Here is a 26502-nt window from a genome sequence, read left to right as displayed (position 1 = left end):
GTCGAGTCGGCCCTGGTCGGGCACCCGGCCGTCGCCGAGGCCGCGGTCGTCGGCGCCACCGACGCCACCACCGGCCAGGCCATCGTCGCCTTCGTGATCCTGCGCGGCGGCGTCACCGAGACCCCGGAGCTGGTCGAGGAGCTGCGCGCGCACGTCGGCCGCACGCTCGGCCCGATCGCCAAGCCGAAGCAGATCAAGGTCGTCGGCGAGCTACCGAAGACCCGCTCCGGCAAGATCATGCGCCGCCTGCTGCGCGACATCGCCGAGGGCCGCGAGGTCGGTGACACCACCACCCTCGCCGACAGCACCGTGATGAGCCAGATCCAGGCCCAGCTCCCGCCCTCCGGCAGCAACGGCTGAACACGTTGAGCAACGGCTGCACGCACTGAGCAACATGTGCACGCGCTGAGCGACGGCTGAACACGCTGACGCAGTGACCGGGGCCCCGGGCGGACACCACCGCCCGGGGCCCTGTCGTCACGCCCCCGACGGGCGATCAGGGCCTCGCGGCGGCGATCGCGGCCTCGCGCCGGACGACCGAGGTGCGCAGCGTCCCGTGCGCGCTGCGGACGAAGCCCGGGCCGCGCGTCGCCCGGGCCCCGGCCAGCACCGCCAGCCCCACCTCGGCCCGCGGGCTGAACCCGACGAAGGCGGCGAATCCCCGAGTCGCCCCGGTATGGAACACCAACCCCGCGGAAGCTCCGACCTCCCCACCGACCTCCCCGCCGGCCCCATCGCCGCCTTCCCCGTCGGTCGGCAGCCACTGGTTCCACCCCAGGCAGATCCGGGTGGCCCCGCCCCGGCGCCGCCCGACCCTGGGCCGGCGGATCTCGCCGAGCGCCGTCCGTAGCGCCGCCGCGTCGGCCCGCTCGGGCAGCGGGACGGCTGAACGGCTGAACGGCTGAACGGCTGAACGGTGTCCCGCTACAGGTGCGCGTGCGGGTAGCGGAACATGTCGTCGGCGGTCGAGCGCAGCGCGGCCGCGCCCGGCAGGGCAGGCGGCCGGAGGGACGGCGCCCGGCGGCCGCGCCGGTACCTGGCGGCATTCTCCCGACCGGGACCACCGGGCCGTCAGAATCGGCGAGCGCGTCGCGAACGGGCTCGCCGAACAAGCCGTCCGGCCCGGCGAGCACACCAAGACGCGATCACCCAAGATGCGATCACCGAAACGGGATCGCCCGGAACCGGATCACCAGGGTCGGGATCACCACGGTCGGGATCACCGGGAACGGGATGGCCGAGACCGGGATGGCCGAGAACGAGATCACCAGGTAAGAGCGGCGCTTCGGGCACGGTGATGCCGCGACCGGGCATGCTCATGCCTCCGGCAAGAAGACGGGGGAGTCGCGCCGTCCCGGAACCGGGCGGCCCCCGCGACCGGCGATACGGAGGCGCTCACCCGACTGCACGCGGCTGAGGCCGTTCGGGTACCGGGCCGCTGCTCCTCAGGAGTGCAGAACCGACCCGCAGGGCTTAAGTCCTTGGATAGGACGATCCGGAAGCCATCTGAACGCCCCGCTAGACTGTTAAGGACGCATCAAGATCCTTGAGTAGGAATCCGGGCGTCACAGGGCGCGCCGGGAAGTCTGGTCGGCAACTGCACCACCCGTGCAACCGTTGCCGCTCCCAGCCCCTCAGGAGGTCCCGCGTGACCGACCAGCCGCCCGCCCACAAGCCGACGACCCGCCGCCGGCAGCTTCTCGGCCGGCTGTCACTGCCCGAGCGCACCTTCATCACCGACGCCCTGCGCACCGAGACGGTCGGCGGCATGCTGCTGCTGGCCGCCACCGGGGTCGCGCTGATCTGGGCCAACGTCTGGCCGCACTCGTACGAGAGCGTGCTCGGCTACACCATCGGACCGTCCACCCCGCTCCACCTCGACCTCACCCTGGCCAACTGGGCCAAGGACGGCCTGCTGACGATCTTCTTCTTCGTGGCCGGCATCGAGCTCAAGCGCGAGTTCGTCGCGGGCGAGCTGCGCACCCCGAGTGCCGCGCTGCTGCCGGTGATCGCCGCCGTCTGCGGCGTCGCGCTGCCCGCGATCCTGTTCGTCCTGGTCAACTCCGGCAGCGGCGGCCACCCCGGCGGCTGGGCCATCCCGACCGCCACCGACATCGCCTTCGCACTCGGTGTGCTGGCCGTGGTCGGCAGTCACCTGCCGTCGGCGCTGCGCGCGTTCCTGCTCACCCTGGCGGTGGTCGACGACCTGATCGCGATCCTGATCATCGCGATCTTCTACAGCTCCGGCATCAAGTTCTGGGCGCTCGGCCTGGCCTTCGCAGGCCTGGTGCTGTTCTGGTTCCTGCACCGGCGCGGGGTGAAGGGCTGGTACCTGTTCGTACCGCTGGCCGTGGTGGTCTGGGCGCTGATGCACGAGAGCGGCATCCACGCCACGGTGGCGGGCGTCGCGATGGGCCTGATGCTGCGCTGCCACCGGGAGGGCGACGAGGAGCACTCCCCCGGCGAGCACATCGAGCACCTGGTCCGCCCGATCTCCGCCGGGCTGGCCGTCCCGCTGTTCGCGCTGTTCTCGGCCGGGGTGACGATCTCGGGCCCGACGCTGCGCGAGGTGTTCACCCAGGCCACCCCGCTCGGCATCGTGATCGGCCTGCTGGTCGGCAAGACGGTGGGCATATTCGGCGGCACCCGGTTGGCCGCCCGGTTCACCCGGGCCGAGCTGAACCCGCAGCTCAAGTGGGCCGACCTGTTCGCCGTTTCGGTGCTCGCCGGCATCGGCTTCACCGTCTCCCTGCTGATCGGCGAACTGGCCTTCCGGGACAACCCGACGCTGACCGACCGCTCCAAGACCGCCGTCCTGGTCGGCTCGCTGCTCTGCGCGCTGGTCGCCACCGTGCTGCTCAAGCTGCGCAACCGGCACTACCGCGCGCTGTGCGAGGAGGAAGGCCGGGACACGGACGGCGACGGCATCCCGGACATCTACCAGGAGGACGACCCGGCCTGGCGGGCGCGGGCCTCCGAGCCCGCCGAGGACCTGCCCGACGAGCGCCCCGAACCGGGCCGCTGAGCCCCTCGGGGGCCTCCCCGGACCGTCTCGAAGGCCGCCCCCGGAAGCCCTCCCGAAGGCCGCCCCAAGGGGCTCCGGACGCTCTCCGCAACTGGGACACGTCCTCCCGGCGGGCCCCGGAGTGGTGTCCGACTGACCGGTAGGGGCATGATTCTGAGCTGTCGACAACCCACTGACGCCTCCGGAACCCCCACCGGCACCGGAACCGCACCCGCGACGGCGTCACGCCGCAGCAGCCGCAGAGGAGAACCGCTGATGCCCGCAGGAGCCGCAGACCCGTCCAGCAACGGCCGGGCGCCCTACGAGGGCGAGCGTTCGGTGGGGCAGCTGTTCGCGGCGGCCACCGCCGACCTCACCTCGCTCGTCCACGACGAGATCGCGCTCGCCAAGGCCGAGATCAAAGCGGACGTCAAGCGCGGCGCCACCGGCAGCATCTTCTTCGCCGTCGCCGGGGTGATCGGCCTGGCCGCCATTCCGATGGCGAGCATCGCGCTCGCCTACTTCATCCACTGGCTGGGCGTGCCGCTGGGCGGGGCGTTCGCCCTCTCGGCCCTCTTCCACGTGCTCATCGCCGCGCTGGTCGCGTTCGTGGCCGTGCGCATCTTCAAGAAGATGCAGAAGCCGGAGCGCACCATCGAGGGCGTCCAGAAGACCGCCGAGGTGCTGAAGAACGTCCGGCCGCGCCCGGCCACCCAGGAGGAGATCGACCGGGGCCTGGGCCGCATCCCGTAACGGCCCCTGATCCGCAGGACCCTGCGGGACCCCGCAGGACCCCGCAGGGCACGTACTCGGGCCCACCGACAGCGAGTGCCGGGCACGTGTCCGGTGCGCGGATGTGACACGCTCTCGGTATGCCGCTTGACCAGAAGCCCGTGCCCGCGCAGCCGTCCGCCGACTCCGGCCCCGACTCCGGCTCCGGCCCCGACTCCGAGCTGGCCCCGGGGCAGGAGCCCGGACCGGAGGTTGCCGGGCCGGAGGTTGCCGGGCCGGAGGTTGCCGGGCCGGAGGTTGCCGGGCCGGAGACCGCTGGACCGGAGACCGTCGGACAGCAACCCGGCCAGGGGTCCGCCGATGACGCCCCGGGCGGCGGCCGGCACGGCGGCGGGGCCGCTGCGGAGGCCCGGGGCATCCGGCAGTCCGGTCCGTGGACGCACCGCGACCTCGCGGCCAACGGCGCCCGCTTCCACATCGCCGAGCTGGGCTCCGGCCCGCTGGTGCTGCTGGTGCACGGCTGGCCCGAGTACTGGTGGGCCTGGCGCCACCAGCTGACCGCGCTCGCCGCGGCCGGCTACCGCGCGGTGGCGCTCGACCTGCGCGGCATCGGCGGCAGCGACCGCACCCCGCGCGGCTACGACCCGGGCAACCTCGCCCTGGACATCACCGGTGTGATCCGCTCGCTCGGCGAGCGCCGGGCGCACCTGGTCGGGCACGCCTCCGGCGGGACCCTGGCCTGGGTGGCGGCGGTGATGCGCCCGTCGGTGATCCAGAGCCTCACCGTGGTCTCCGCCGCGCACCCCAGGGACCTGCGCCGGGCGCTGCTGACCGACCGCAAGCAGATGGCCGCCTTCGACCACGTGCTGGGCTTCCAGCGGCCGTGGATACCGGAACGCCGTCTGGTGGCCGATGACGCCGCGCTGGTCGGGCGTTACCTGGACGAGTGGACCGGGCCGACCAAGCTGGACGAGGCGGCCGTGCACGCGTACCGGCAGGCGATCCAGATCCCCAGCACCGCGCACTGCTCGATCGAGCCGTACCGCTGGCTGCTGCGCTCGATGGCCCGGCCGGACGGCATCCAGTTCGCCCGGCGGATGAAGAAGCCGATCACCGCACCCACCCTGCACGTCCAGGGCGCGGCGGACCCGGTGCTGCTGTCGCACACCGCGCTCGGCGGCGGCGAGTACGTGGCTGCGCCGTACCGCTGGCGGCTGCTGCCGGGGGTCGGGCACTTCCCGCACGAGGAGGCGCCGGAGGAGTTCACCGCCGAGCTGCTCGACTGGGTGGGCCGCCACAAGGAGTGACCGGGCAAGGGTCGGTCGGGCTCGCGGGAGGGCCGTTGGCACCAACTCCTCCGCCATGACGCTCATATGACAAGCGCATAGGCCAATTTCGACGGACCCGGCACGGTTACCCCCACCGGCCCAGGGGCATCCATTCCGGTATGACCTGGATGCCCGATCGCGGCGGCGCCCCGCGCGGCCGACGCCACAACAGCCCCCAGCGCTCCGCGCACCGCCCGGACTGGGCGGAGGACCTCGGCTTCGACGGCCTCGACGGCCGCCAGCGGGGTGCGCAGCGGCAGCTCGGCATCCCGCGCATCCTCGGCCGGCGCGCCCGGTGGGTGGGCGCACGACTGCGGCGCGAGACCTGAGGCCTCGCGCCGCTCAACGCAGTCGATCAACAGCCGGTCAATTGGTGATCGGCGACAGCGCGGTGAACCAGAGCAGGACGAAGGTCGCCACCGACATGATCGGCACCAGCACCTTGGTCTCGACGTTGTTGCCGCTGCGCTTGATCAGCACGATCTCGTAGCGCTCCTTGTGCGGCCACAGCAGCGGTGCGCCCTTCTTGGTCAGGCAGTCGCCCAGCAGGTGCGCCAGCGTGCCCAGCCCGACCGCGTACGGCAGCCAGCCGGGCGAATTGGGCATCCAGGCGTTCATCCCGAAGGTGCCGAGCGCGGACAGGCCGATGACGGTGATCCACGCCTCCGGGCCGTTGCTCGGCGGGCAGAGCCGCAGGGCCCGGATCGCGAGCGCCAGCAGGAAGAACGTCAGCCCGAGGGTGAAGTAGCGGCCCAGGAACGTGACGCCGGCCCAGGTGCCGCCGCCCATCAGCGCGACGAACAGCAGCGAGTGGGTGGCGTGCCGGTGACCGCCGGAGGCCCAGGCGACGAAGCGGCAGAGCGCCTTGGAGACCGGGCCGAGGAAGTTGGCGATCGAGCCGTCGTGGTGGTCGAGGTCCGGCAGCAGGGCCGCCCCAGCGCACAGCACCGTGCCCATCAGTATGTCCGCGGGCTCCAGCTTGGTGTGCAGCAGCAGCGGGGGCAGGAACGGAGCGGACGCCGCGTACAGCATCGCCCCGCTCACCGCGTGCGAATGACCCATCATCGGACTGCCACGACCTCCCGTTGAGCTCACTCCGGGACGGCGCCCGGTTGAGCCGAACGGGTGAGCGCGGCCGAAACTACCAGAGCGGACTGACGGTGCGACGGATCCCGCGCCGACGAAAAGATCAGCGTCAGAACGAAACGACCGGTGTCAGAGCGCGCAGCCCTGGGTGTCCACCCGGGTGTTCGCGGCGCTGCCCGCCTGCGCGTCCTCGCGCACCTCGGCCGCGGTCAGCACGTACCCGGTGTCGGCGCTGTCCAGGGACTTGGCGAACACCACGCCGAACACCTGGCCGTCCGGGGTGAGCAGCGGGCCGCCGCTGTTGCCCTGGCGGACCAGCGAGCGCACCGAGTAGACGTCGCGCACCACCTGGCCTCGGTGGTAGATGTCCGGGCCGTTGGCCTGGATGCGGCCACGGATGCGGGCCGGCTGGACGTTGAAGGCGCCGTTCTCCGGGAAGCCTGCGACGATCGCGCTGTCGTTGGTCTTGGCCTCGCCGGCGAAGGTCAGCGGGGTCGCGTTCAGCTTGGGCACGTCCAGGACGGCGATGTCGCGCTGCCAGTCGTAGCGGACCACCGTCGCGTCGTACAGCTGGCCGACACCGCCGATCTGCACGGTCGGCTCGTCGACGCCGCCGACCACGTGGGCGTTGGTCATCACCCGGTGCGGGGCGAAGACGAAGCCGCTGCCTTCCAAGGTCTTTCCGCAGGAGGTCGCGGTGCCGACCACCTTGACCAGGCTCTGCCGGGCCTTGGCCACCGCCGCGCTGCCGGCCAGCGCCGGATCGGGGGTGTCGACCTGGGTGATCGGCTCGTGCTCGAAGGGGTTGAAGACCTGCGGGAAGCCGTTGCGGGCGAGCACCTTGGAGAAGTCGGAGAACCAGTTCGGCGCGTCGCCGGGCAGCGCGTTCTGGACGCCGCCGAGGATCGCCGAGGAGCGGACCTGCTTGGAGACCGTGGGCAGGGACGTGCCGGCCAGCGCGGAACCGATCAGCCAGGCCACCAGCAGCATGGAGATCACGTTGACCACCGCGCCGCCGGAGGCGTCCAGCACCCGGGCCGGGCGGCGGTCGATGTGTCCGCGCAGCTTCCAGCCGAAGTGCGCGGTGATCGCCTGGCCGATCGCGGCGAGGGTGATCACCACCACGACGGCCACCACCGAGGCCGTGGTGCCGGGGCTGAGGTGGTCGAGCAGCAACGGCAGCAGCTGGACGGCCAGCAGACCGCCGCCGAGGAAGCCGACGAGCGACAGGACGCCCACCACGAAGCCCTGCCGGTAGCCCGAAATGGCGAATCCGACGGCGGCGAGGATCAGCAGCACATCCAGGACGTTCACCCTGACACCCTCCCACGCTTCGCGGACCGGCCGCGCCGACGGCCCGTCACGAGGTTCCGGCGGCGCCGCCCGGCAGGGCGCGGGAGTGTTCGAGGTCACCCTGGACCAGCGCGAGTGCCTCGTCCGAGAGGTCGACGACCCGGGACGGGTCCCAGGGCAGTTCCAGGCCGCTGTGGTGCAGCACCCGGTCGATCACCCCGGCCGTGAACCCCCAGACCAACCGCCCGGCGACCGCGAAGGCCGGCGCGATGTGCCCGGACGGGTGCCGCAGCCGGACCCGGTTCGCCGGGTCGGCCAGGTCGGCGATCGTCACCCGGAACACCGCGCCGGTCTCGCCCTGGTCCACCGGGCGCACCGGCGACTCCTCGCGCCACCAGCCCAGCACCGGGGTCACCACGAAGCTGCTCACCGGGATGTACAGCCGGGGCAGCTCCGCGAAGACCTGCACCCCGGCCGGGTCCAGGCCGGTCTCCTCCCAGGCCTCGCGCAGCGCCGCCGCGATCGGGCCGGGACCGTCCGGGTCGCCGTCCTCCGGGTCCAGCGCGCCGCCCGGGAAGGACGGCTGGCCGGCGTGCGAGCGCAGCGAACGGGCCCGCTCGATCAGCAGCAGGTCCGGACCGTCCGGCCCCTCGCCGAACAGCATCAGCACCGCCGCCGCCCGACCGCCCTCGCGCGGCGGCAGGAAGCGGCTCAGCTGCTCCGGCAGCACCCGCTCGGCCGCGTCCCGGACCGGCTCCAGCCAGCCCGGCAGGCCGTTCCTTTCGATGACTCCCTTGATCATGCGCCCACCGCCAGGTCCGCGACCTGCCCCTGGTGGGCGGCGGCGTCGGCCCGGGCGGCGGCCTCGCCGGGGAAGTCCGACGGCGGCTTCAGGCGTTGGCCGGGCTGGCCGCCCATCTCGTACTTGAGCAGCTTGCGGGCCTTCTCCGGGTCGGTCTCGCCCTCCCCGTACGCGGGGCAGAGCGGCGCGATCGGGCAAGCCCCGCAGGCGGGCTTCTGGGAGTGACAGATCCGGCGGCCGTGGAAGACCACCCGGTGCGAGAGCATCGTCCACTCCGACTTCGGGAAGATCTCGGCGACGGCCAGCTCGACCTTCACCGGGTCCTCCTCGGTGGTCCAGCCGAACCGCCGGGCCAGCCGCCCGAAGTGGGTGTCCACGGTGATGCCGGGGACCCCGAAGGCGTTGCCGAGGACCACATTGGCGGTCTTGCGGCCGACACCGGGCAGGGTCACCAGGTCGGCCAGCCGGCCCGGGACCTCGCCGCCGAACTCGTCGCGCAGCGCGATCGAGAGGCCGATCAGCGACTTCGCCTTGTTCCGGAAGAAGCCGGTCGGGCGGATGATCTCCTCCAGCTCCTCCGGGTTCGCCGCCGCCATGTCCTCGGGCGTCGGGTACGCGGCGAACAGCGCCGGGGTGGTCTGGTTCACCCGGAGGTCGGTGGTCTGCGCGGACAGCACGGTGGCCACCAGCAGTTGGAACGGGTTCTCGAAGTCCAGCTCCGGATGCGCGTACGGGTACAGCTCCGCCAGCTCACGGTTGATCCGCCGGGCCCGCCGCACCATCGCCAGGTGCGACTCCGGTTTCCTCGGCCTCACGGCCGGCTTCACGGCCGGCTTCACGCCCGGCTTCACGGCTGCCCTCTTCGCGGTCGGCTTCTGATCCGCCGCCTTGCTCGAGGCCTTGGTCGCGGTCTTCCGGGCCTTGCTCTCTGCCATGCACGAAGGCTACGCCGAGCGACGCACCCCTTGGGGCCGATCAAGCGACGGAAACGGCCCTGCCGGGACCGCCGTTGTGCAAGGAGAACGGTTCGACCGGAGGGAGAACGAATGATCAGGGTCCTGCTGGCGGAGGACATGACCATCGTGCGGCAGGGGCTGATCGCCCTCCTCTCGTACGAGGGGGACCTGGCGGTCGTCGCCGACGTCGAGCGCGGGGACGAAGTGGTGCCGACCGCGCTGCGGGTCCGGCCGGACGTCGCGGTGATCGACATCGACCTGCCGGGCCTGGACGGGTTGCGCGCGGCGGCCGAGCTGCGCGGGCGGCTCCCGGAATGCCGCACGCTGATCCTCACCGGATTGGTACGGCCCGCCGACCTGCGCCGGGCGCTGGCCGCCGGGGCGCTCGGCTTCCTCGGGAAGGACGCCCCGGCCGAGGTGCTGGCGGCGGCGATCCGGAGGGTGGCGGCCGGGGAGCGCGTCGTCGACCCGGAACTCGCCGTCGCCGCGCTGGAGGTGCGGGAGAACCCGTTGACGCCCCGGGAGCTGGACATCCTGCGGCTGGCGGCGGAGGGCGCGACCGTCACGGAGATCGCCGCCCGACTGTTCATCTCGACCGGCACCGCCCGCAACCACCTGGCGGCCGCGGTGGCCAAGACCGGTGGGCGCAGCCGGGTGGACGCCATCCGGATCGCCGGGGAGATGGGCTGGCTCCCCCTGCCGTAGCCGCCCGTGCGTTTCGCATGGATTCGACCATGGACGGCCCATGGAAAGGCTCGACCAGGCCTTTCTTCGCCTACGCACGGAATCCCGGCCGCCGATCCCGCGGCTAGGCTCGCGATGACATCGAGGGCGACTCACCGGGGGGCTGAGCAGCGTGTTGAAGCTGGCCTGGAAGACGGTGCGCGGGCGGAAGGCGGGCTTCGCCGGGGGCTTCGTCGCACTCTGCCTGTCCCTGGTCCTGACCGTCGCCTGCGGCGTGCTGCTGGAGTCCGCGCTGCGCGCCGGCACACCGACCGAGCGCTACGCCGCCGCCCCGGTGGTGATCGGCGGCTGGACCCGGATCCCCGACGCCGGACCGCTGGTCGACGGGCTCTCCCGACTGCCCGGCGCTGCGGCCGTCGTCCCGGAGCTGTCCTTCCCGGCCGCCGTGGTCACCGCCTCCGGGCAGGTCCTCACCGGGCCGCAGGGCGGCCCCTCGCTCGGGCACTCCTGGTCCAGCGCGGTGCTCGCCCCGTTCCGGCTGATCGCCGGTCGGGCCCCGGCCGGGCCGGACGAGGTGGTGCTGGACGACGCGACCGCCGCCCGCGCCGGGGTCGCGGTCGGCGCGACCGTACGGCTGGCGACCGTCGAGGCCCCGCGTCCGTACACGGTGACCGGGCTGGTGGCGGCCCCGGCTCGGCAGTCGGTGCTGTTCTTCGGCCCCGAGCAGGCCGCCCGGCTCGCGGGCACACGTACCGGCGCGGACGCGATCGGCCTCACCGCGAGCGACGGGGCCGACCCGCGGACGTTGGCCGCGCTGGCCGGGCAGGCCGTCGCCGAGGCCTTCCCGACGGACGGATCCGCGCCCTGGTCCCGACCCCGGGTGAGCACCGGCGAACGGCGCGGCGAGCAGGAGTTCGCGGGCGCGCCCGGGCCCGGGGACGGCCTGTCCTCGCTCGCCGGGACGGTCGGGGTGCTGTCGTTGTTCGTCGCCGCGTCCGTGGTGGCCGGGGCCCTCGCGCTGAACGTCCGGCAGCGGCTGCGGGAGATGGCGCTGCTGCGGGCGGTGGGCGCCACGTCGGGGCAGGTGCGGCGGATGATCGCACTGGAGACGCTGGTCCTGACCGCCGCGGCGGCGGCGGTCGGGGGGCCGGTGGGGGTCGGCCTCGCCGCCTTGCTGCGGGGCGAGCTGGTCGACCGCGGGGTGGTCGGCCCGGACGTACGGCTGTACGTCGGGCCGACCGCTCCCCTGATCGTCCTCGCCGGGACGGCGGTCACCGCGCAGCTGGCAGTGTGGGCCGCGGCGCGCCGGGCCTCCCGGGTGGAGCCGACCCGGGCGCTGCGCGAGTCCGCGGCGCCGCCGCCGGGGGTCGGCCGGGTCCGGACGCTGCTCGGGGTGGCGACGCTCGCGGTGTGCGGCGCGGTGCTGGCCGGGTCCACGGGCAGCCGCCGCGGGGCCGGGACGGCGGAGAGCATGGTGCTGGTGCTGCTGCTGGCGGTGGCGCTGCTCGGGCCGCTGATCGGCCGGGTGACGGGGTTGCTGGTCGGCTGGCCGGTACGGCGGCTCTCCCCGGTGGCCGGGCACCTGGCCGTCGCCGAACTACGCGCCCAGCCGCGCCGCTTCGCGGCCGCCGTCACCCCGCTGGTGCTGGCGGTGGCCTTCGCCGGGACGGCGCTGTTCGTCCCGGTGGTCAAGGCCCGGGCCGCCGTGGCCGAGGACGGGCGGCGGCTGCTGGCGGACCAGGTGATCGAGGCCGGCGGCATCGGCCTGCCGCCGCAATTCCCGGCGGCCGTACGACGGTTGCCGGGGGTCGGGGCGGCGGGCGCGGTGGTGCCGGCCACGACCGCGTTCTCCGCCGGGACCTCCTCGTACACGGGCGAGGCCGGGATCGTCGATCCACAGGGGCTGACGGAGCTGGTCGACCCGGGGGTGACCAGCGGCTCGCTGTCCGAACTGCGCGGGACGGGCATCGCGTTGGGGCAGCGGGCGGCCGCCGCGCTCGGCACCCGGGTCGGGGGAACGGTGCGGATCGGCTGGACGGACGGCAGCACCGGCACCGCCACGGTGGTCGCCGTGTACGAGCGGGACGCGCGGTTCGCCGACGCGCTGCTGCCCGCCGAGTTCGCCGCCGGCCACACACCGGACCGGCTGGCGCCGACGGTGTTGGTCCGTTCCGCCCCCGGCGCCGATCCCCGCCTGGTCGGCCGGGAGTTGCGGGACCTGGCCGCGACCTATCCGATGGCCCGGGTGAGCGACCGGGCGGACTACGACGAGGCGCGCCGGCTCCGGCAGCAGTCGGCCACCGCGGTCGGGCGGCTGCTGCTCGGCATGATCAGCCTGTTCACCGCCGTCGCCGTGGTGAACACCCTGGTGATGGCCACCGGCGAACGACTGCGGGAGTTCGCCCTGCTGCGGCTGGTGGGCACCACGCGCGGCCAGGTGCTGCGGATGACGGCCTGGGAGGGCGGGATCACGGTCGGGGTGGGGCTGCTGCTCGGGGCCTCGGTCACGGCCGCCGTCCTGGTGCCGGTCAACCTGGCGCTCACCGGTACGGCCTGGCCGTCCCTGCCGGTTTCCTGGGTGGGCGCGGTGCTGGGCGGGGCGGCGCTGCTGGGGGTGGGAACGGTGCTGCTGACCGCCCGGCTGGCGCTGCGGCGCAGGCCGGTCGAGGCGATCGGCCTGCGGGACTGAGGCGGGACTGAGGCAGGACTGCACGGGACTTCACGGGACTTCACGGGACTGACCGGGGACGACGGCGGTGAGGCGGAACCAGCCGGATCCGTCCCGCTCGACCGTCAACTCCCCGCCCAGCGCACGTATTCGCCCGGTCAGGTTGGGGACTCCGCGGCCGCCCTCCGGCCCCCTCGACGCGGCCTCGGCCGGGGCGCCGTCGTTGGCGACCACCAGGCGCACGGTGCCGTCGTCGTCCCGGCCCGCCCGGATCTCGCAGTGCCGGGGCATGCTGTGCCGCAGCAGGTTGGTGACCGCCTCCCGCACCACGGTCGCCAGCGCCGCGTCGGGTTCCGGCCGCAGGGCGCCGCAGTCCAGGGCGACCTCGACGCCGATCCCGGCCGCCCGCAGCACCGAGGCGGCCGAGCGGCACTCACGGGCCAGCGACATCCGCACGTCGCCGCTCGACAGGCGTCGGCTGTCGGACATCGCCTGCCGCACCATCACCAGCGCCTCGGCCATCTCCGCGCGCGCGGCCTTCGGGTCCTCCAGGGCCAGCCGCTCGGCGAGTTGGCACTTCAGCGCCGCCACCGACAGGCTGTAGCCGAGCAGGTCGTGCACGTCCCGGGCGAAGCGCAGCCGCTCCCGGTCCACCGCGAGTTCCGCCAGTTCCGTCCGCGCCGCCCGCAACTCGGCGGTCAGCTCGGCGAGTCGGGCCACGCCGTACACCACGATGCCGCCCACGGCGGTGGAGACGCTCGCGTTGACGCACTGGCCGGGCTTGCCGCCGAGGGCCGCGCAGAGCGGGTACTGCCCGGCCACCAGCGCGCCGAACAGCAGCCAGCGGCGCGACGATCCGACCGTCAGCAGCACCGAGGCGGCGAACGAGCCGGGGATGCCCACCCACGATCCGTCGAAGACCGGGAAGGGCAGGTACGTGAGCACCCCGTGGGCGGGCAGGCTCCACGGCCACCAGCGGCGCGGGGCGCGCCAGGGGCCGGCGTGCAGGATCTGGAAGCCGAGCAGGACCGACAGCAGGGCCACGGCGGCCAGTTGGTAGGGCAGGCCGTCCCGGTTGCGGACGGTGGCCACCACCGAGGCGGTGAAGAAGCCGACGGCCACCAGCAGGACGATCCCCCGGGCGAGTCGGGCCATCGGGTCGGCCGGGCCCTCGCCGCGGGCCCCACGGGCCCGGCCCGGCTCGACGCTCCCGCGGGTGTTCACCGGAGGGTGCGGCCGATGGTGCCCTCAAGGGTGTTGAGCAGCCCGGCCAGTGCCTCGGCGAGGCGCTCCTGCTCGTCGGGGGTGAGGCCGGAGAGCAACGCGCGGTCGTACGCGACGAGTTCCTGGATCAGGCCGTCGACCGACTCCCGTCCGGCGTCGGTGAGGGAGAGGTGGGCGACCCGGCGGTCGCGCTCGTCGGTGCGGCGACTGACCAGGCCGCGTTCCTCCAGCAGCCGCAGGCGCTTGGTCACGGCGGCGCCGGAGGCGAAGCTCTCGCGGGCCAGCTGGGTGGGGGTCAGCTCGCGGTCGACCCGGCGCAGGGCTCCGAGGATGTCGAACTCGGCGCGGGTGAGGCCGGCCCGGGTGAGCGGGTCGGGGGTCTGCTGGAGCAGCGCGGCGCAGCGGTTGATCCGGCCGAGGACGGCGATCGGGCCGGTGTCCAGGCCGGGGTACGCACGCTCCCACTGGCGCAGCACACCTGCGACGACGTCCTCCACGTGCGCTGCTCCCGTTCCGCGACCGACCCGTTCGTTCGATCCTAGGGCCTGTCTGCCGAGCCCCGGACGGCGCGCATCCCGGCGCCCCGGCGCTCCAGCAGGGCCGTCAGCAGGTGGTGGGCGTGCCGTTCGGTGTCGGCGGCGCGCTGGTGCGGGAGGGCCGGGCGGCGCCACTCGCCGGTCGCGGTGTCGGCGGCCTCGCGCAGTTCCAGCAGGGCGGCGGCCAGCCGGGTCCGGACGGCCGCGGCCTCGGCGCCGGCGGACGCGACGGCCGCCCGGGCCTCATGGGTGGCGGTCTCGGCCCCGGCCAGGGCGCGGGACAGCCGGGCGGCGGTCCGGCGGTTGGTGACCAGCAGGCACGCGGCGAGGCCGGTGAGCGCGCCGACGCAGGTGTCCAGCCAGCGGTCGGCGACCAGGGTCCGGGCGGGTTGCAGGCCCGCGAACTCGGTCATCAGCAGTGCCATCGGGGTGACGAAGACGGTGGCCAGCCAGTAGCTGCGGGCGATGGCGGCCTCCGCGCCGAACTGGCAGAGCAGCCCGAGCCCGATCAGCGCCACCGGGCCGGAGTGGGCGAGGGGCAGCGCGGCGGTGAACAGCGTCAGGCCGAGCAGATTGCCCAGCACCCGCTGCAGCGCGCGCTGCCAGGAGAGCGTGCTGTTCGCCTGGAACACCGAGGCCGCGGTGACCACCGCCCAGTACGGGCGGCCGACGCCGAGCGCCAGCGAGAGCCAGCCGGCGGCGGCGCAGCCGACCGCGACCCGCAGGCCGATCGGCAGCAGCGCCGAGCCGGGCCGCAGTGCGGCGCGCAGCGGGGGCCGGGGGTCGGGCCGGTGGGCGCGCAGTTCGGCGGCCTCCGCGTCGGTGAGGTCGAGCAGCGGCAGCGGGCGGCCCCGCCGCAGGTCGCGGGCCCAGGCGGCGTACCGTTCGGCGGCCGCCGGGTCGGCGGGCCCGGCGAGGGCCGCCTCGGCGTGGACGAGCAGCCGCTCGGGCGCGTCGCCGAGGGCGCGCCGCCGCGCCGGGGAGGAGAGGGCGAGGCTGTGCCGGGCCGCGTCGACCGCGCCGACCAGGGCGGTCCGGGAGGCGTCATCCGGCGCGCCCGGCGCGGTGCGCAGCAGTCGGGCGGCGGCCTCCAGCGCGCGGGCGGTGGCGATCCGTTCCGGGCCGTACGGGCGTGGCAGCGCCGGGGCCATGCACACCAGCCAGGCCAGGGCGGCGCCGAGCACGGTGAGTGCCAGGTGAGGCGCGAGGTCGGGGAGCCGCTGGGGGACGAAGGCGCAGCTGGCGGTGGTGAAGGTGATGATCAGACTGCCGGGCGGGCCGATCCGGGCGGCATCACAGAACAGCTTGTGCAGCGCGGCGAGCGCGGCCGCCACCGCGACCAGCAGCACGGCGTCACGGGTCAGCGCGGCGACGGTGAGGGCGGCACCGGTGCTGAGGACCGTACCGAGCAGCACGCCGGCCAGCGTCCGGGCCCGGGCGCGGTAGGGCAGACCGTGCCCGTACAGCGCGCCGAGGCCGCCGGCCGAGGTGTAGAGCGCGAGGTCCAGTCGGCCGAGGGCGAGCAGGGTGAGGTTGAGGGCGCCGAGGGTCACCACGGCGCTGAGCGCGGGCTTGTGCCAGATGTCGCCGGGCGGTCCGACCCGGAGCGCCTGCCGGAACTGGGCGGTTGTGGCCATGGAAAAAAGATTAGCAGGTAATTTACCCGTGAAACATATGCGCGTCCGAGACGGCGCGCGCTCCCCGGTTCACAACTGGTCGAAGAATTTCCCGCCAGGAGCGATGAGTTCTGCGACGAGTCCCGGTCTACCCCCATGACCGACTCGAACGACAGAAGGAACACCCCATGAGCACCGTGGTCTCCACCGACGGCACCACCCTCGCCTGCACCGTCACCGGCTCCGGCCCGGCCGTCGTCCTGGTGGACGGGGCGATCGGCCACCGCGGCTTCGACCCGGGCGTCGCGGTCGCCGAGCAGCTCTCGGCCCACCACACCGTGTGGGCCTACGACCGGCGCGGCCGCGGCGGCAGTGGGGACACCGCGCCCTTCGCCGTGGAGCGCGAGATCGAGGACCTGGCCGCCGTCATCGCGGCCGCGGGCGGCTCGGCCTGCGTCTTCGGCATCTCCTCGGGCGCCGCGCTGGCGCTGCGGGCCGCCGCCGCGGGCGTCGGCATGACCCGACTCGCCGTCTACGAGCCGCCGTTCAGCACCGAGGAGGGACGGAGCGAGCGCTCCGTCGGGTACGTCACCGAGCTGGAGGCGGCACTCGCCGAGGACCGTCGTGGGGACGCCGTCGCGATCTTCATGACCTTCGCCGGGATGCCCGGGGAGATGGTGGACGAGATGCGCTCCACCCCGGTGTGGCCGGTGTTCGAGGCGGTCGCGCCGACCCTGGCGTACGACGCGGCGGCGCTCGGTGCGCGGACCGGCGCGACCGTCCCGGTCGACCTGCTGGCCGGGATCACCGTGCCGACCCTGGTGCTGGACGGCGGCGCCAGCCCGGAGCTGCTGCGGGCACCCTCCCGCGCGGTGGCGGAGGCCGTGCCGGGCGCCGAGTACCGAACGCTGGCCGACCAGACCCACGAGGTGGCGGCCGAGGCGCTGGTGCCCGAGCTGGTGAAGTTCTACGCCTGAGGCCGGGAGCCGGGGAGCCCTGGCGCCTTGGCACCGGGGAGCCCTTGGAGTCGGGGAGCCCTTGGAGTCCGGGAGCCTTGCCGCCGGGAACCCGCGGCCGGGGAGTGCGTGAACCCGCGTTCACATCCGCGTCCTAGTCTGCTCGCAATCTGATCATCAGAGAACGAACGAGGGAGCAACGAGAAAGCATGGACCAGGACTTCACGGACTTCCGGGACATCCCCACCACCACCCTGGCCGACGTCCTGGGCCGCGCCCAGGTCATGGACACCGGCCTGCGCCCGCTCTGGGCGGGCATGCCCCGGGTGGCCGGACCGGCCTTCACGGTGCAGTGCCCGCCCGGCGACAACCTGATGCTGCACGCGGCGATCTACCGGGCCGAGCCCGGCTCGGTGATCGTGGTGGAGTCCGGCGACCTGGACTACGCGCTGGCCGGCGGCAACGTCTGCGCCGTGGCGCAGCGCCGGGGCGTCGCCGCCTTCGTGGCCGACGGCCTGATCCGGGACCTCGGCGAGGTGCGGGAGCTGGGCTTCCCGGTCATCGCCCGAGGCATCATCCCGATCCCCGGCTCGAAGAAGCAGCTGGGCACCCACGGCGCCCCGGTGCGTTGCGGCGGGGTACCGGTGGCGCCCGGCGACATCGTGGTGGCCGACGAGGAGGGCGTCGTGGTGGTGCCCGCCGCCGAGCGGTCGAAGGCCCTGGAGGCGGCCCGGGCGAAGCTGGCCAAGGAGGCCGCCGAGACCCTGGACGACTGGGAGGCCGCCCACCGCGCCCGGATCGACCGCAGCCTCGCCGAGCTGGGCTTCACCGGCTGACCCCGAGGCCCGGTTCCCGCGGTCAGCCCCCGGGGGGTCAGCCACCGAGGCCCGTCCCCCGGGGTCAGTACAGCCCGTTCAGCTCACCGAAGCCGAGCGCCCCGTCGAACTCCGTCAGCGTTCCGGCGCCGAGCAGTTCGACGGCGGCGCGGCGGGCCGCGGTGTACGCGAGCTGGGCGAGGCCGGTACCGACGCTGATCCGCCGCACCCCCGTGGCGGCGAGCTCGGCGACGGTCGGCCCGCCCGCGACGGCCATCGCGTTCACCGGCAGCGGCGAGCGCTTGCACAGCTCGGTGAGGGCGTCGAGGTCCAGCAGCCCGGGGACGAACAGGCCGTCCGCGCCCGCCTCGGCGTAGGCCTCGGCCCGGACCAGCACGTCGTCCAGCCCGCCCAGCCCGAACAGGAACACGTCGGTGCGGGCGTTGACCACCAGCTCGGGCAGTCCGGCGGCGGCGGCCGCCGTCCGGGCCGCGCGCAGCCGTTCGGCCTGCCCGGTCACCGGGAACAGCGGTCCGCCGACGGCCGTCGAGTCCTCCAGGTTGACCCCGACCGCGCCCACGCCCACCAGTTCGGCGACGGTCGCGGCCACATCGGCGGGCAGCGGCCCGTACCCGCCCTCGGCGTCGACGGTGACCGGCAGGTCCACCGCCGCGACGACCCGGCGGGCCGCCTCGACCGCCGCCGCCCGGTCCAGCCGCTGGCCGTCGCCGCGGCCGAGCGACCAGGAGACGCCGCCGCTGGTGGTGGCGATCGCCTGCGCGCCGGCCGAGGCGATCACCGCGGCGCTGCCCGCGTCCCAGGCGTTGGGCAGGACGAGCACACCCTCCGCGAGGAGCTCGCGCAGTCGCAGCGCCCGCTCGCGGGCCTCGGTGGTGGGGGACGGACGCCCGGTGTCGGACATGGGTGTACCGGCTTTCATGCGGATCGGTGGGGACGGAGGCATCCTGCGCCCCGGCCGAGCGGGCCACCAGTGTTTAAGCTGGGGCCGAATCTTCCGAAGGGGGCCGCAGATGCGGACGGAACTCCACTTCTCCGCACAGGACTTGGCGCTGACCCGGTTCGCCGTCAGCCCGATGCAGGAGGTGGTGACCAGTCTGCGCGCCCTCGCGCACGCCCCCGCCCCCGCACTGCACCGCCGCTGGGCCGGGCAGGTGCGCGAGCGGCTGGCCGACGCCGGGCTGGACCGGGGCCGGCTGGCCGCGATGGTCCCGCCCGACGGCCATCTGCCCGACTTCCTCAACCCCGCCCCGGCCGTCTTCTCCCCCACGCTCGCCGAGGAACTGGCCGCGATCACCGCGACCGGCGCGGCACAGGTCCGGGCCGACCTCGACATCCTGGCCGCCGAGGCGGGCGGCCGACTGCCGGCCGCCCTGGAATCGCTGCACCGCGACCCGGCGGCCCAGCTGCCCCGGCTGGCCGCCGAGATCGAGGCGTACTGGGAGCTGGCGCTCGCCCCGTACTGGGCCCGGATCCGCGCACTGCTGGCGGCGGACGTCTTCCACCGCTCCCGGCAGGCCGCCGAGCACGGCACCGCCCGGATGCTGGACGAGCTGGACGAGACGGTCCGCTGGGACGGCACCGCGCTGCGGCTGGAGCGCCGGCACTGCGCCGTCACCCGGCTGAACGCCGGCGCCGGGCTGCTGCTCCTGCCGTCGGCCTTCGCCTGGCCCCGGGTACTCACCCGGGTGCTGCCACCGGATCCGCCGCAGCTGATCTACCCGGCGCGCGGCACGGCCACCCTGTGGGAGGACCGCCCGGGCACCGCGGCGCGCACCGACGCGCTGGCCGCCGTCCTCGGCCGCTCCCGCGCCCGGCTGTTGGCCGAGCTGGACTCCCCCGCCTCGACCACCGAGCTGGCCCGCCGCACCGGACTGTCCGCGGCCGCCGTCTCCCAACACCTCACCGCCCTGCGCGCGGCCGGCCTGACCAGCGCGCACCGGGCCGGGCACACCGTCCTCTCCGCCCGTACGGCGGTGGGCGACTCCCTGTTCGACCGGAACGACCAAACGTTCGACACGCCGACGGCCGCCAGGCACCCCGGCCGATGACCCGCCGGTACGAATGGCCCCGCACGGCACCCCCGGACACACCCCCTCCTCATATGATCGGAGCGACATGCGCCATGCTTGGTGATGCAGAACACTGAACGGAACTTGCGCCGGACGGCCCAACCGCCGGACGGCCGAGAAGGAGGAAGCACGTGGACGACGTTCTGCGGCGCGCCGCACTCTTCGCGGCACTCGACGACGAACAGGCCGGCGAGCTGCGCGCTTCCATGACGGAGGTCACCCTCGCCCGTGGGGAGTCGCTGTTCCACGAGGGCGACCCGGGCGACCGGCTGTACGTCGTCGCCGAGGGCAAGGTCAAGCTGCACCGCGCCTCGCCGGACGGCCGCGAGAACATGCTGGCCGTGCTCGGCCCCAGCGAGATGATCGGCGAGCTGTCGCTGTTCGACCCGGGCCCGCGCACCGCCACCGCCAGCGCGCTGACCGAGGTCAAGCTGCTCGGCCTCGGCCACGGCGACCTGCAGCCCTGGCTGCACGCCCGCCCCGAGGTCTCCATCGCGCTGCTGCGGGCCATCGCCCGCCGACTGCGCCGGACCAACGACGTGATGTCCGACCTGGTCTTCTCCGACGTGCCCGGCCGCGTCGCCAAGGCCCTGCTGGACCTCTCCCGCCGCTTCGGCGTGCAGTCCGAGGAGGGCATCCACGTCGCCCACGACCTCACCCAGGAGGAGCTGGCCCAGCTGGTGGGCGCCTCCCGTGAGACGGTCAACAAGGCGCTCGCCGACTTCGCCGGCCGCGGCTGGCTGAAGCTGGAGGCGCGCGCGGTGGTCCTGCTGGACGTCGAGCGGCTGTCGCGCCGCTCGCGCTGACGCTCCGAGCACCGCGAAGGGCCCGTCCGGCCGGACGGGCCCTTCGGCGTTCGCGGATCAGCCCTGGTCCGGGATGAGCCCGTGCTCCTCCAGGTACTCCAGCTGGGCCCGCACCGAGAGCTCGGCGGCCGGCCAGAGCGCCCGGTCCACGTCGGCGTAGACCCGGGCGACCACGTCGGCGGCCGTCCGGCAGCCCGTCTCGACCGCGGTCTCCACCTGGGCGAGCCGGGTGGCCCGGTGGGCCAGGTAGTAGTCGACGGCCCCGAGCGCGTCCGCGAGCACCGGGCCGTGGCCGGGCAGCACGGTCCGTACGCCGTGGTGGGAGGCCATCGTGTGCAGGTGGCGCAGCGAGTCCAGATAGTCGCCGAGCCGGCCGTCGGGGTGGGCGACCATCGTGGTGCCGCGGCCGAGCACGGTGTCGCCGGTGAGGATCGCGCCGTCGTCCGGCAGGTGGAAGGTCAGCGAGTCCGAGGTGTGGCCGGGGGTGGCGACCACCCGCAGGTCGAGGCCGCCGACGTCCAGGCGCTGACCGCCCACCAGGCCCTCGGAGCCCAGCCGGTGCGCCGGGTCCAGGGCCCGTACCTCGGTGCCGGTCAGCTCGGCGAAGCGGGCCGCGCCCTCGGAGTGGTCGGCGTGGCCGTGGGTGAGCAGGGTGAGCGCGATCCGCTTGCCCCGCTCCTCGGCGAGCTCGACCACCCGGCGCAGGTGGCCCTCGTGCAGCGGGCCCGGGTCAATCACCACCGCGAGGTCCGAGCCGGGCTCGGAGAGCAGCCAGGTGTTGGTGCCGTCCAACGTCATCGGCGACGGGTTCGGCGCCAGCACGCACAGCGCCCGGGGGGTGGCCTCGCCGCCGATCGCGGCGGCGGGGTCACCCGGCAGGAGTCCGCTCACCGGCCGCCCTCGCCGTCGCGATGCAGGACCCTCAGCGGCAGGGCCCGGACGAGGGCGCGCTGGGCGACCCGGACGAAGGGGACCTGGCTGTCGCAGCCGGTGGAACGGGGGGTCAGTCGGCGGGCGGGCAGCTCCGGGGCCGTCCGGCGAGCCACGTCGTTGTGGTTCATCGGGTGTCGGTCCTTTCTGATTCGGCATCTTCGGATCGTTGGTGCGGTCGGGAAAACCCTCAGGTCAGGAAGTCCTCGGGGCGGGGTCCTCAGGTCGGGGGTCCTCAGGTCAGGCCTCCTCCGGGAACTCCCCGTCGATGGTCAGCTCGTCATACCCGGGCCAGCGGACCGTCATCCGGTCACCGCGGACCTCGGCCCAGCCCAGCACCGGCGCCAGCGCCCGGTCGGTGGCCGCGGCCACCGCCTCGGCGGCGGTGAGGACCGGCGACAGCTCGCGCAGCACCGTCACGGTCGGCGGCAGCATGCCGAACCGGCCCTCCTGGTAGCCCTTGACCGCCTCGGCCGGCGTCAGCCAGGCGACCCGGTCGGCCTCGCCGACCTCCAGGGCCGCGCGCTGGCCGGCCGGCAGGGCCGCCACGAAGAACCAGGTGTCGTAGCGCCGCTCCTCGAACTCCGGGGTGATCCAGCGGGCCCAGCCGGCCAGCAGGTCGCTGCGCAGCACCAGCCCGTGGTCGCGGAGGAACTCGGCGAAGGACAGCTCGTGCGCCTCCAGCGCGGCCCGCTCAGCGGACCAGTCGCGCGGCTCGGCGACGCTGTCGGCGTCCGGGCCGGCCAGCAGCACGCCGGCCTCCTCGAAGGTCTCGCGCACGGCCGCGCACACCACCGCCCGCGCCGTCCGGACGTCCACCCCGAGCCGGTGCGCCCACTCCTCGGGCGTCGGACCGGCCCAGCCCGTCTCGACCTCGGCGTCCCGCGGGTCCACCCCGCCGCCCGGGTAGGCGTACATCCCGGCCGCGAAGGGCATCGAGGTGCGGCGGCGCAGCAGGTAGGCCTCCGGCCCGGCGGCGGAGTCGCGCAGCAGCACGACGGTCGCGGCGGGCCGGGGCACCGCCGGGGTGAGCGCGCCGGAGCCGAACGCCCGGATCCGGGCGGGCCAGCCGGGCGGCATCGGGAGCGTCGTTGCTCGATGGTCCATGCCCGGATGCTAAGCGCACGAAGGCGGGGTTGGACAGGCCCGACCCCGCCTTCGCGATCAGACTCAGGCGCTCTTGACGCGCACCTGGATCTCGACCTCGACCGGGGCGTCCAGCGGCAGCACCGCGACGCCGACCGCGCTGCGGGCGTGCACACCGGCCTCGCCCAGCACCCGGCCGAGCAGCTCGCTGGCACCGTTGATCACGGCGGGCTGGCCGGTGAAGTCGGGGGCGGAGGCGACGAAGCCGACCACCTTCACGACCTGCTCGACCCGGTCCAGGTCGCCGATCACCGACTTCACGGCGGCCAGGGCGTTCAGCGCGCAGGTCTGCGCGAGCTCCTTGGCCTCCTCCGCGGACACCTCGGCGCCGACCTTGCCGGTGTTCAGCAGCTTGCCGCCGACGACCGGCAGCTGGCCGGAGGTGAACACGAACTCACCGGACTGCACGGCCGGCACGTACGCGGCGACCGGGGCGGCCACCGGCGGCAGGGTCAGACCCAGCTCAGCGAGCTTCGACTCGACCGCGCTCATGCGTTCTTCTCCCGCTTGAAGTAGGCCACCAGCTGCTCCGGGTTGGGGCCGGGCACGACCTGGACGAGCTCCCAGCCGTCCTCGCCGAAGTTGTCCAGGATCTGCTTGGTGGCGTGCACGAGCAGGGGTGCCGTCATGTATTCCCACTTGGTCATGGCCAGACTCTAGACGAGCCGTCCCGGCGATCGCCGCCGCACCGGGCCTGTCCGGCGGGCCGGGTCGGATCAGGTCGCGGCCCCGGCGGCGCGAGCCCGGGCCCGCTCGCGGGACAGGTCCTATCGGGCGGCGTGTGAGGTGGGGCACAAAGGGGGCATGATTCAGTCCCTGTACCCCAGGTGCTCCGGGCATCGGGCGTGGACCCTGGTTACCCTCGCGAGAGGGCACCCTCATGAGGGGCACCTCCGTCGGTAGGGGCACCCTCGTCACAGGGGCATCCTCGTCGGAGAGGAGGCCCGTAGGACGGAGACGGACGGAGACGGAGCGTGGCACGCACCCCCGGCCAGGCGGCCCGGCGCGACCCCGACTGGGAGGGTGTCCGGCTGCACGTGGTCAGCGGCAAGGGCGGCACCGGGAAGACCACGCTGGCCGCCGCGCTGGCACTGGCGCTGGCCGCCGACGGCGGACGGGTGCTGCTGATCGAGGTCGAGGGGCGGCAGGGCATCGCCGAACTGTTCGGCATCGCCGCACTGCCGTACGAGGAACGCCGGATCGCCTCGGTCGCCCGTCCCCAGCTCGGGCTGCCCGCCGGGGAGGGCGCGCCCGGCGAGGTCTTCGCGCTGGCGATCGACACCGAGCAGGCGCTGCTCGAGTACCTGGAGATGTTCTACAAGCTCGGCCGGGCCGGCAAGGCGCTGCAGAAGATCGGCTTCGTCGATTTCGCCACCACCATCGCCCCCGGCGTGCGGGACGTGCTGCTTACCGGCAAGGCCTGCGAGGCGGCCCGCCGCAAGGGCCCGGACGGGCGGCGCCGGTACGACGCGGTGGTCATGGACGCCCCGCCGACCGGGCGGATCACCCGCTTCCTGAACGTGAACTCCGAGGTCGCCGGGCTGGCCCGGATCGGCCCCATACACACCCAGGCGCAGGCCGTGATGCGGGTGCTGAAGTCGCCGGAGACCGCGGTGCACCTGGTCACCCTGCTGGAGGAGATGCCGGTGCAGGAGACGGTCGACGGCATCGCGGAGCTGCGCGAGGCGAAGCTCCCGGTGGGCGGCGTGATGGTCAACATGGTCCGGCCGCCGGTGCTGGACGCGGCGGCGGTGGCCGCGGTGGGCGGGAACCACCGCGAGGAGGTGGCGCTGGCCCTCGGCGAGGCCGGGCTGGGCGGCCGCTCGCGCAAGCCGGAGACGGTCCGCGCCGCGGTGGACCCGTTGCTCGACCCGCTGCTGGAGCAGGCCCGGGAGCACGCCGAGCGGGTCGAGCTGGAACGCGAGCAGCGCGCCGACCTGCAGCAGCTACGGCTCCCGACGTACGAACTCCCGCTGCTCGGCGAGGGCGTGGACCTCGGCGGGCTGTACCGGCTGGCGGGCGAACTGAGGCGGCAGGGGGCGGCATGAACGGCAACGGGGTACAAGGCACCGGAAGGCGGCTCGCGGTGGACGAGCTGATCGACGACCCGAAGACCAGGATCATCGTCTGCTGCGGCTCCGGCGGCGTCGGCAAGACCACCACCGCCGCGGCGATCGGCCTGCGGGCCGCCGAGCGCGGCCGCAAGGTCGTGGTGCTGACCATCGACCCGGCCCGGCGACTGGCCCAGTCGATGGGCCTGACCGAACTCGACAACACCCCCCGGGTGGTCAAGGGCGTCACCGGCGACGGAGAACTCCAGGCCATGATGCTCGACATGAAGCGGACCTTCGACGAGGTCGTGCTGGCCCACGCCGAGCCCGAGCGGGCCCGGACGATCATGGAGAACCCGTTCTACCAGTCCCTGTCGGCCGGCTTCGCGGGCACGCAGGAGTACATGGCGATGGAGAAGCTCGGGCAGCTGCGCGCCGCCGAGGAGTGGGACCTGATCGTCGTGGACACCCCGCCGTCCCGCTCGGCGCTGGACTTCCTGGACGCGCCCAACCGGCTCGGGTCCTTCCTGGACGGCCGGGTGATCCGGATCCTGACCGCGCCGGCCAAGGTCGGCGGCCGCAGCGCGATGAGGTTCCTCAACGCCGGAATGGGCCTGCTCACCGGGACCCTGGGCAAGATCTTCGGCGCCCAGCTGCTCACCGACGTGCAGACCTTCGTCAGCGCGATGGACTCGATGTTCGGCGGCTTCCGCGAGCGCGCCGACCGCACCTACCAGTTGCTCAAGGCGCCGGGCACGGCGTTCCTGGTGGTGGCCGCACCGGAGCGGGACGCGCTGCGCGAGGCGGCGTACTTCGTGGACCGGCTCGCCGCGGACCGGATGCCGTTGGCCGGGCTGGTGCTCAACCGGGTGCACAGCACGGGCGCACCGCAGCTCACCGCGGAGCGGGCGCTGGCGGCTGCCGAGGCCCTGGAGGAGAACGGCTCGGAGCACTCCTCACCGGAGGCGGAGCTGCTCGCGGCCGGATTGCTGCGGCTGCACGCCGAGCGGATGCAGATCATGGGGCGGGAGCGCCGCACCCGCGACCGCTTCGTGTCGGTGTACCCGGACGTGCCGATCGTCGAGGTCCCGGCGCTGCCGGGCGACGTGCACGACCTGGACGGGCTGCGGACCATCGGGGACCGGCTGAGCGGCGCGGCGTAGCCACCCCGGGGGCGCCCGGCGCGGTCCGGCTCGGTGCGGTCCGACTCGGTGCGGTCCGTCCGGCTTCGGCCGGACTCAGCCCGCCTGGGCGTAGTCCGTCAGTATCACGCCGGTCGCGAGGGACTCCTCGTACTCGGTGCGGGCCGTCTCCAGCAGCTTCCGCCACGAGATGACCGTCGGGCGACGGCGCAGCAGCGCCCGCCGCTCGCGCTCCGTCATCCCGCCCCACACACCGAACTCCACCCGGTTGTCCAGAGCGTCCGCAAGACATTCCGTGCGGACGGGGCAACCGCTGCACACCGCCTTCGCGCGGTTCTGTGCCGCCCCCTGGACGAACAGTTCGTCCGGATCACTCGTGCGGCAGGCGGCCTGCGCACTCCAGTCGTCAACCCAGCCCATGCCGGCGCCGTCCTCTCCCGTATTCGAGGCTCCCCCACGGCGGCAACGGCATATTCACCGTTGCCAGTTGAGGACGTTACGGAAGAACGGCAGCTTGCAACAGCCCCGTCGGGCTCAATCTCGAATGACCCGATTGGACTATGGGTATCGGCCAGCTCACTCGTTGGAGTGATCGCAGGTCGCAAGCCTTGCCAAGTTCAGCGCCCCCACTCTCGCC

General features: G+C 74.1%; 27 protein-coding genes and 1 pseudogene. 13 read left to right on the top strand and 15 right to left on the bottom strand.

Annotated features, from left to right (window positions below; translation table 11 throughout):
• A pseudogene (locus tag ACH4E7_RS39530) lies at nt 1-360 on the top strand (acetyl-coenzyme A synthetase); the annotation flags it as partial.
• Nucleotides 361-496: 136 nt separating this feature from the next.
• Here the strand turns inward: ACH4E7_RS39530 and ACH4E7_RS39525 are convergent.
• On the bottom strand, nt 497-688 hold the full coding sequence (locus ACH4E7_RS39525) for a hypothetical protein (protein WP_396254042.1): 192 nt from the start codon (nt 686-688) through the stop codon (nt 497-499).
• 960 nt (nt 689-1648) lie between these two features.
• Between ACH4E7_RS39525 and nhaA the strand changes: the two genes are divergently transcribed.
• The 4 genes from nhaA to ACH4E7_RS39505 all read left to right on the top strand — a co-directional run bounded on the left by nhaA (nt 1649) and on the right by ACH4E7_RS39505 (nt 5393).
• Nucleotides 1649-3025: a Na+/H+ antiporter NhaA gene (gene nhaA / locus ACH4E7_RS39520; protein WP_396254041.1), complete on the top strand. Its 1377-nt coding sequence runs from the start codon at nt 1649-1651 to the stop codon at nt 3023-3025.
• Nucleotides 3026-3280: 255 nt separating this feature from the next.
• The gene (locus tag ACH4E7_RS39515) at nt 3281-3757 is read left to right on the top strand and encodes a phage holin family protein (RefSeq protein ID WP_396254040.1); all 477 of its coding nucleotides are present in this window, start codon (nt 3281-3283) and stop codon (nt 3755-3757) included.
• Nucleotides 3758-4152: 395 nt separating this feature from the next.
• Nucleotides 4153-5043 (top strand): alpha/beta fold hydrolase, encoded by an 891-nt coding sequence (locus ACH4E7_RS39510; RefSeq protein WP_396254043.1) that lies wholly within the window; start codon nt 4153-4155, stop codon nt 5041-5043.
• A 140-nt stretch (nt 5044-5183) separates the two neighbouring features.
• Nucleotides 5184-5393 carry a hypothetical protein gene (locus tag ACH4E7_RS39505; protein ID WP_396254039.1) on the top strand — a complete coding sequence of 70 codons (210 nt, stop codon included), beginning with the start codon at nt 5184-5186 and terminating at the stop codon, nt 5391-5393.
• Nucleotides 5394-5430: 37 nt separating this feature from the next.
• Here ACH4E7_RS39505 and ACH4E7_RS39500 read toward each other — a convergent pair whose 3' ends face one another.
• The 4 genes from ACH4E7_RS39500 to nth form a co-directional block, all read right to left on the bottom strand.
• Nucleotides 5431-6129, bottom strand: coding sequence for a metal-dependent hydrolase (locus tag ACH4E7_RS39500; protein WP_396254038.1), 699 nt, complete (start codon nt 6127-6129; stop codon nt 5431-5433).
• A gap of 150 nt (nt 6130-6279) precedes the next feature.
• A complete protein-coding gene (locus tag ACH4E7_RS39495; RefSeq protein WP_396254037.1) occupies nt 6280-7464 on the bottom strand; it encodes a MarP family serine protease in 1185 nt (394 codons plus the stop codon).
• 46 nt (nt 7465-7510) lie between these two features.
• Nucleotides 7511-8245 (bottom strand): NUDIX hydrolase, encoded by a 735-nt coding sequence (locus ACH4E7_RS39490; RefSeq protein ID WP_396254036.1) that lies wholly within the window; start codon nt 8243-8245, stop codon nt 7511-7513.
• On the bottom strand, nt 8242-9180 hold the full coding sequence (gene nth, locus ACH4E7_RS39485) for an endonuclease III (protein WP_396254035.1): 939 nt from the start codon (nt 9178-9180) through the stop codon (nt 8242-8244). The genes ACH4E7_RS39490 and nth overlap by 4 nt, the downstream gene beginning before the upstream one ends.
• Nucleotides 9181-9291: 111 nt before the next feature.
• Here nth and ACH4E7_RS39480 point away from each other — a divergent pair, with 111 nt between their 5' ends.
• Both ACH4E7_RS39480 and ACH4E7_RS39475 read left to right on the top strand, forming a co-directional pair.
• Nucleotides 9292-9906: a DNA-binding response regulator gene (locus ACH4E7_RS39480; RefSeq protein ID WP_396254034.1), complete on the top strand. Its 615-nt coding sequence runs from the start codon at nt 9292-9294 to the stop codon at nt 9904-9906.
• A gap of 151 nt (nt 9907-10057) precedes the next feature.
• A complete protein-coding gene (locus ACH4E7_RS39475; protein WP_396254033.1) occupies nt 10058-12574 on the top strand; it encodes an FtsX-like permease family protein in 2517 nt (838 codons plus the stop codon).
• A gap of 30 nt (nt 12575-12604) precedes the next feature.
• Here ACH4E7_RS39475 and ACH4E7_RS39470 read toward each other — a convergent pair whose 3' ends face one another.
• The 3 genes from ACH4E7_RS39470 to ACH4E7_RS39460 are packed head-to-tail and all read right to left on the bottom strand — an operon-like array spanning nt 12605 to nt 15950.
• Complete coding sequence (locus ACH4E7_RS39470; protein WP_396254032.1) at nt 12605-13777, bottom strand: sensor histidine kinase; 1173 nt, start codon at nt 13775-13777, stop codon at nt 12605-12607.
• A complete protein-coding gene (locus ACH4E7_RS39465) occupies nt 13774-14274 on the bottom strand; it encodes a MarR family winged helix-turn-helix transcriptional regulator (RefSeq protein ID WP_396254031.1) in 501 nt (166 codons plus the stop codon). Before ACH4E7_RS39465 ends, ACH4E7_RS39470 begins: the two co-directional genes overlap by 4 nt.
• Before the next feature lie 41 nt (nt 14275-14315).
• Complete coding sequence (locus ACH4E7_RS39460) at nt 14316-15950, bottom strand: FUSC family protein (RefSeq protein ID WP_396254030.1); 1635 nt, start codon at nt 15948-15950, stop codon at nt 14316-14318.
• A gap of 167 nt (nt 15951-16117) precedes the next feature.
• On the opposite strand from ACH4E7_RS39460, the gene ACH4E7_RS39455 reads away from it, so the two are divergent.
• Both ACH4E7_RS39455 and ACH4E7_RS39450 read left to right on the top strand, forming a co-directional pair.
• Complete coding sequence (locus ACH4E7_RS39455; RefSeq protein ID WP_396254029.1) at nt 16118-16906, top strand: alpha/beta fold hydrolase; 789 nt, start codon at nt 16118-16120, stop codon at nt 16904-16906.
• A gap of 188 nt (nt 16907-17094) precedes the next feature.
• Complete coding sequence (locus tag ACH4E7_RS39450) at nt 17095-17721, top strand: RraA family protein (RefSeq protein ID WP_396254028.1); 627 nt, start codon at nt 17095-17097, stop codon at nt 17719-17721.
• 64 nt (nt 17722-17785) lie between these two features.
• Here ACH4E7_RS39450 and ACH4E7_RS39445 read toward each other — a convergent pair whose 3' ends face one another.
• Nucleotides 17786-18622 (bottom strand): isocitrate lyase/phosphoenolpyruvate mutase family protein, encoded by an 837-nt coding sequence (locus ACH4E7_RS39445; protein WP_396254027.1) that lies wholly within the window; start codon nt 18620-18622, stop codon nt 17786-17788.
• Nucleotides 18623-18731: 109 nt separating this feature from the next.
• On the opposite strand from ACH4E7_RS39445, the gene ACH4E7_RS39440 reads away from it, so the two are divergent.
• Nucleotides 18732-19769 (top strand): ArsR/SmtB family transcription factor, encoded by a 1038-nt coding sequence (locus tag ACH4E7_RS39440; RefSeq protein WP_396254026.1) that lies wholly within the window; start codon nt 18732-18734, stop codon nt 19767-19769.
• A 152-nt stretch (nt 19770-19921) separates the two neighbouring features.
• On the top strand, nt 19922-20596 hold the full coding sequence (locus tag ACH4E7_RS39435) for a Crp/Fnr family transcriptional regulator (protein WP_030288117.1): 675 nt from the start codon (nt 19922-19924) through the stop codon (nt 20594-20596).
• Nucleotides 20597-20653: 57 nt separating this feature from the next.
• On the opposite strand, the gene ACH4E7_RS39430 is transcribed toward ACH4E7_RS39435, so the two are convergent.
• From ACH4E7_RS39430 to ACH4E7_RS39410, 5 genes are all read right to left on the bottom strand, one after another.
• A complete protein-coding gene (locus ACH4E7_RS39430; RefSeq protein ID WP_396254025.1) occupies nt 20654-21487 on the bottom strand; it encodes an MBL fold metallo-hydrolase in 834 nt (277 codons plus the stop codon).
• Nucleotides 21484-21657: a hypothetical protein gene (locus ACH4E7_RS39425; protein WP_396254024.1), complete on the bottom strand. Its 174-nt coding sequence runs from the start codon at nt 21655-21657 to the stop codon at nt 21484-21486. The genes ACH4E7_RS39430 and ACH4E7_RS39425 overlap by 4 nt, the downstream gene beginning before the upstream one ends.
• A gap of 109 nt (nt 21658-21766) precedes the next feature.
• The gene (locus tag ACH4E7_RS39420; protein ID WP_396254023.1) at nt 21767-22633 is read right to left on the bottom strand and encodes an NUDIX hydrolase; all 867 of its coding nucleotides are present in this window, start codon (nt 22631-22633) and stop codon (nt 21767-21769) included.
• Nucleotides 22634-22696: 63 nt separating this feature from the next.
• Nucleotides 22697-23164 carry a RidA family protein gene (locus ACH4E7_RS39415; protein ID WP_396254022.1) on the bottom strand — a complete coding sequence of 156 codons (468 nt, stop codon included), beginning with the start codon at nt 23162-23164 and terminating at the stop codon, nt 22697-22699.
• Nucleotides 23161-23319, bottom strand: coding sequence for a DUF4177 domain-containing protein (locus tag ACH4E7_RS39410; protein WP_094743074.1), 159 nt, complete (start codon nt 23317-23319; stop codon nt 23161-23163). The genes ACH4E7_RS39415 and ACH4E7_RS39410 overlap by 4 nt, the downstream gene beginning before the upstream one ends.
• 327 nt (nt 23320-23646) lie before the next feature.
• Here ACH4E7_RS39410 and ACH4E7_RS39405 point away from each other — a divergent pair, with 327 nt between their 5' ends.
• On the top strand, nt 23647-24720 hold the full coding sequence (locus tag ACH4E7_RS39405) for an ArsA-related P-loop ATPase (protein ID WP_396254021.1): 1074 nt from the start codon (nt 23647-23649) through the stop codon (nt 24718-24720).
• Nucleotides 24717-25886 (top strand): ArsA family ATPase, encoded by a 1170-nt coding sequence (locus ACH4E7_RS39400; protein WP_396254020.1) that lies wholly within the window; start codon nt 24717-24719, stop codon nt 25884-25886. The genes ACH4E7_RS39405 and ACH4E7_RS39400 overlap by 4 nt, the downstream gene beginning before the upstream one ends.
• 75 nt (nt 25887-25961) lie before the next feature.
• Here the strand turns inward: ACH4E7_RS39400 and ACH4E7_RS39395 are convergent, their stop codons facing one another.
• The gene (locus ACH4E7_RS39395; protein WP_195911063.1) at nt 25962-26285 is read right to left on the bottom strand and encodes a WhiB family transcriptional regulator; all 324 of its coding nucleotides are present in this window, start codon (nt 26283-26285) and stop codon (nt 25962-25964) included.
• Between the last annotated feature and the right edge of the window lie 217 nt (nt 26286-26502).

Origin of the sequence: Kitasatospora sp. NPDC018058 (genome assembly GCF_044327205.1) — a bacterium.
Taxonomy (GTDB): Bacteria; Actinomycetota; Actinomycetes; order Streptomycetales; family Streptomycetaceae; genus Kitasatospora.
The sequence above is the reverse complement of the archived record's forward strand: the minus strand, read 5'-3'. Positions and strand labels throughout refer to the sequence as shown.

Coding starts and splice junctions, on each gene's coding strand:
- ACH4E7_RS39445 (WP_396254027.1), bottom strand. CDS start 18,622: ATGTCCGACACCGGGCGTCCGTCCCCCACCACCGAGGCCCGCGAGCGG.
- ACH4E7_RS39455 (WP_396254029.1), top strand. CDS start 16,118: ATGAGCACCGTGGTCTCCACCGACGGCACCACCCTCGCCTGCACCGTC.
- ACH4E7_RS39500 (WP_396254038.1), bottom strand. CDS start 6,129: ATGATGGGTCATTCGCACGCGGTGAGCGGGGCGATGCTGTACGCGGCG.
- ACH4E7_RS39490 (WP_396254036.1), bottom strand. CDS start 8,245: ATGATCAAGGGAGTCATCGAAAGGAACGGCCTGCCGGGCTGGCTGGAG.
- nth (WP_396254035.1), bottom strand. CDS start 9,180: ATGGCAGAGAGCAAGGCCCGGAAGACCGCGACCAAGGCCTCGAGCAAG.
- ACH4E7_RS39425 (WP_396254024.1), bottom strand. CDS start 21,657: ATGAACCACAACGACGTGGCTCGCCGGACGGCCCCGGAGCTGCCCGCC.
- ACH4E7_RS39440 (WP_396254026.1), top strand. CDS start 18,732: ATGCGGACGGAACTCCACTTCTCCGCACAGGACTTGGCGCTGACCCGG.
- ACH4E7_RS39415 (WP_396254022.1), bottom strand. CDS start 23,164: ATGAGCGCGGTCGAGTCGAAGCTCGCTGAGCTGGGTCTGACCCTGCCG.
- ACH4E7_RS39410 (WP_094743074.1), bottom strand. CDS start 23,319: ATGACCAAGTGGGAATACATGACGGCACCCCTGCTCGTGCACGCCACC.
- ACH4E7_RS39515 (WP_396254040.1), top strand. CDS start 3,281: ATGCCCGCAGGAGCCGCAGACCCGTCCAGCAACGGCCGGGCGCCCTAC.
- ACH4E7_RS39480 (WP_396254034.1), top strand. CDS start 9,292: ATGATCAGGGTCCTGCTGGCGGAGGACATGACCATCGTGCGGCAGGGG.
- ACH4E7_RS39460 (WP_396254030.1), bottom strand. CDS start 15,950: ATGGCCACAACCGCCCAGTTCCGGCAGGCGCTCCGGGTCGGACCGCCC.
- ACH4E7_RS39395 (WP_195911063.1), bottom strand. CDS start 26,285: ATGGGCTGGGTTGACGACTGGAGTGCGCAGGCCGCCTGCCGCACGAGT.
- ACH4E7_RS39400 (WP_396254020.1), top strand. CDS start 24,717: ATGAACGGCAACGGGGTACAAGGCACCGGAAGGCGGCTCGCGGTGGAC.
- ACH4E7_RS39505 (WP_396254039.1), top strand. CDS start 5,184: ATGACCTGGATGCCCGATCGCGGCGGCGCCCCGCGCGGCCGACGCCAC.
- ACH4E7_RS39420 (WP_396254023.1), bottom strand. CDS start 22,633: ATGGACCATCGAGCAACGACGCTCCCGATGCCGCCCGGCTGGCCCGCC.
- ACH4E7_RS39450 (WP_396254028.1), top strand. CDS start 17,095: ATGGACCAGGACTTCACGGACTTCCGGGACATCCCCACCACCACCCTG.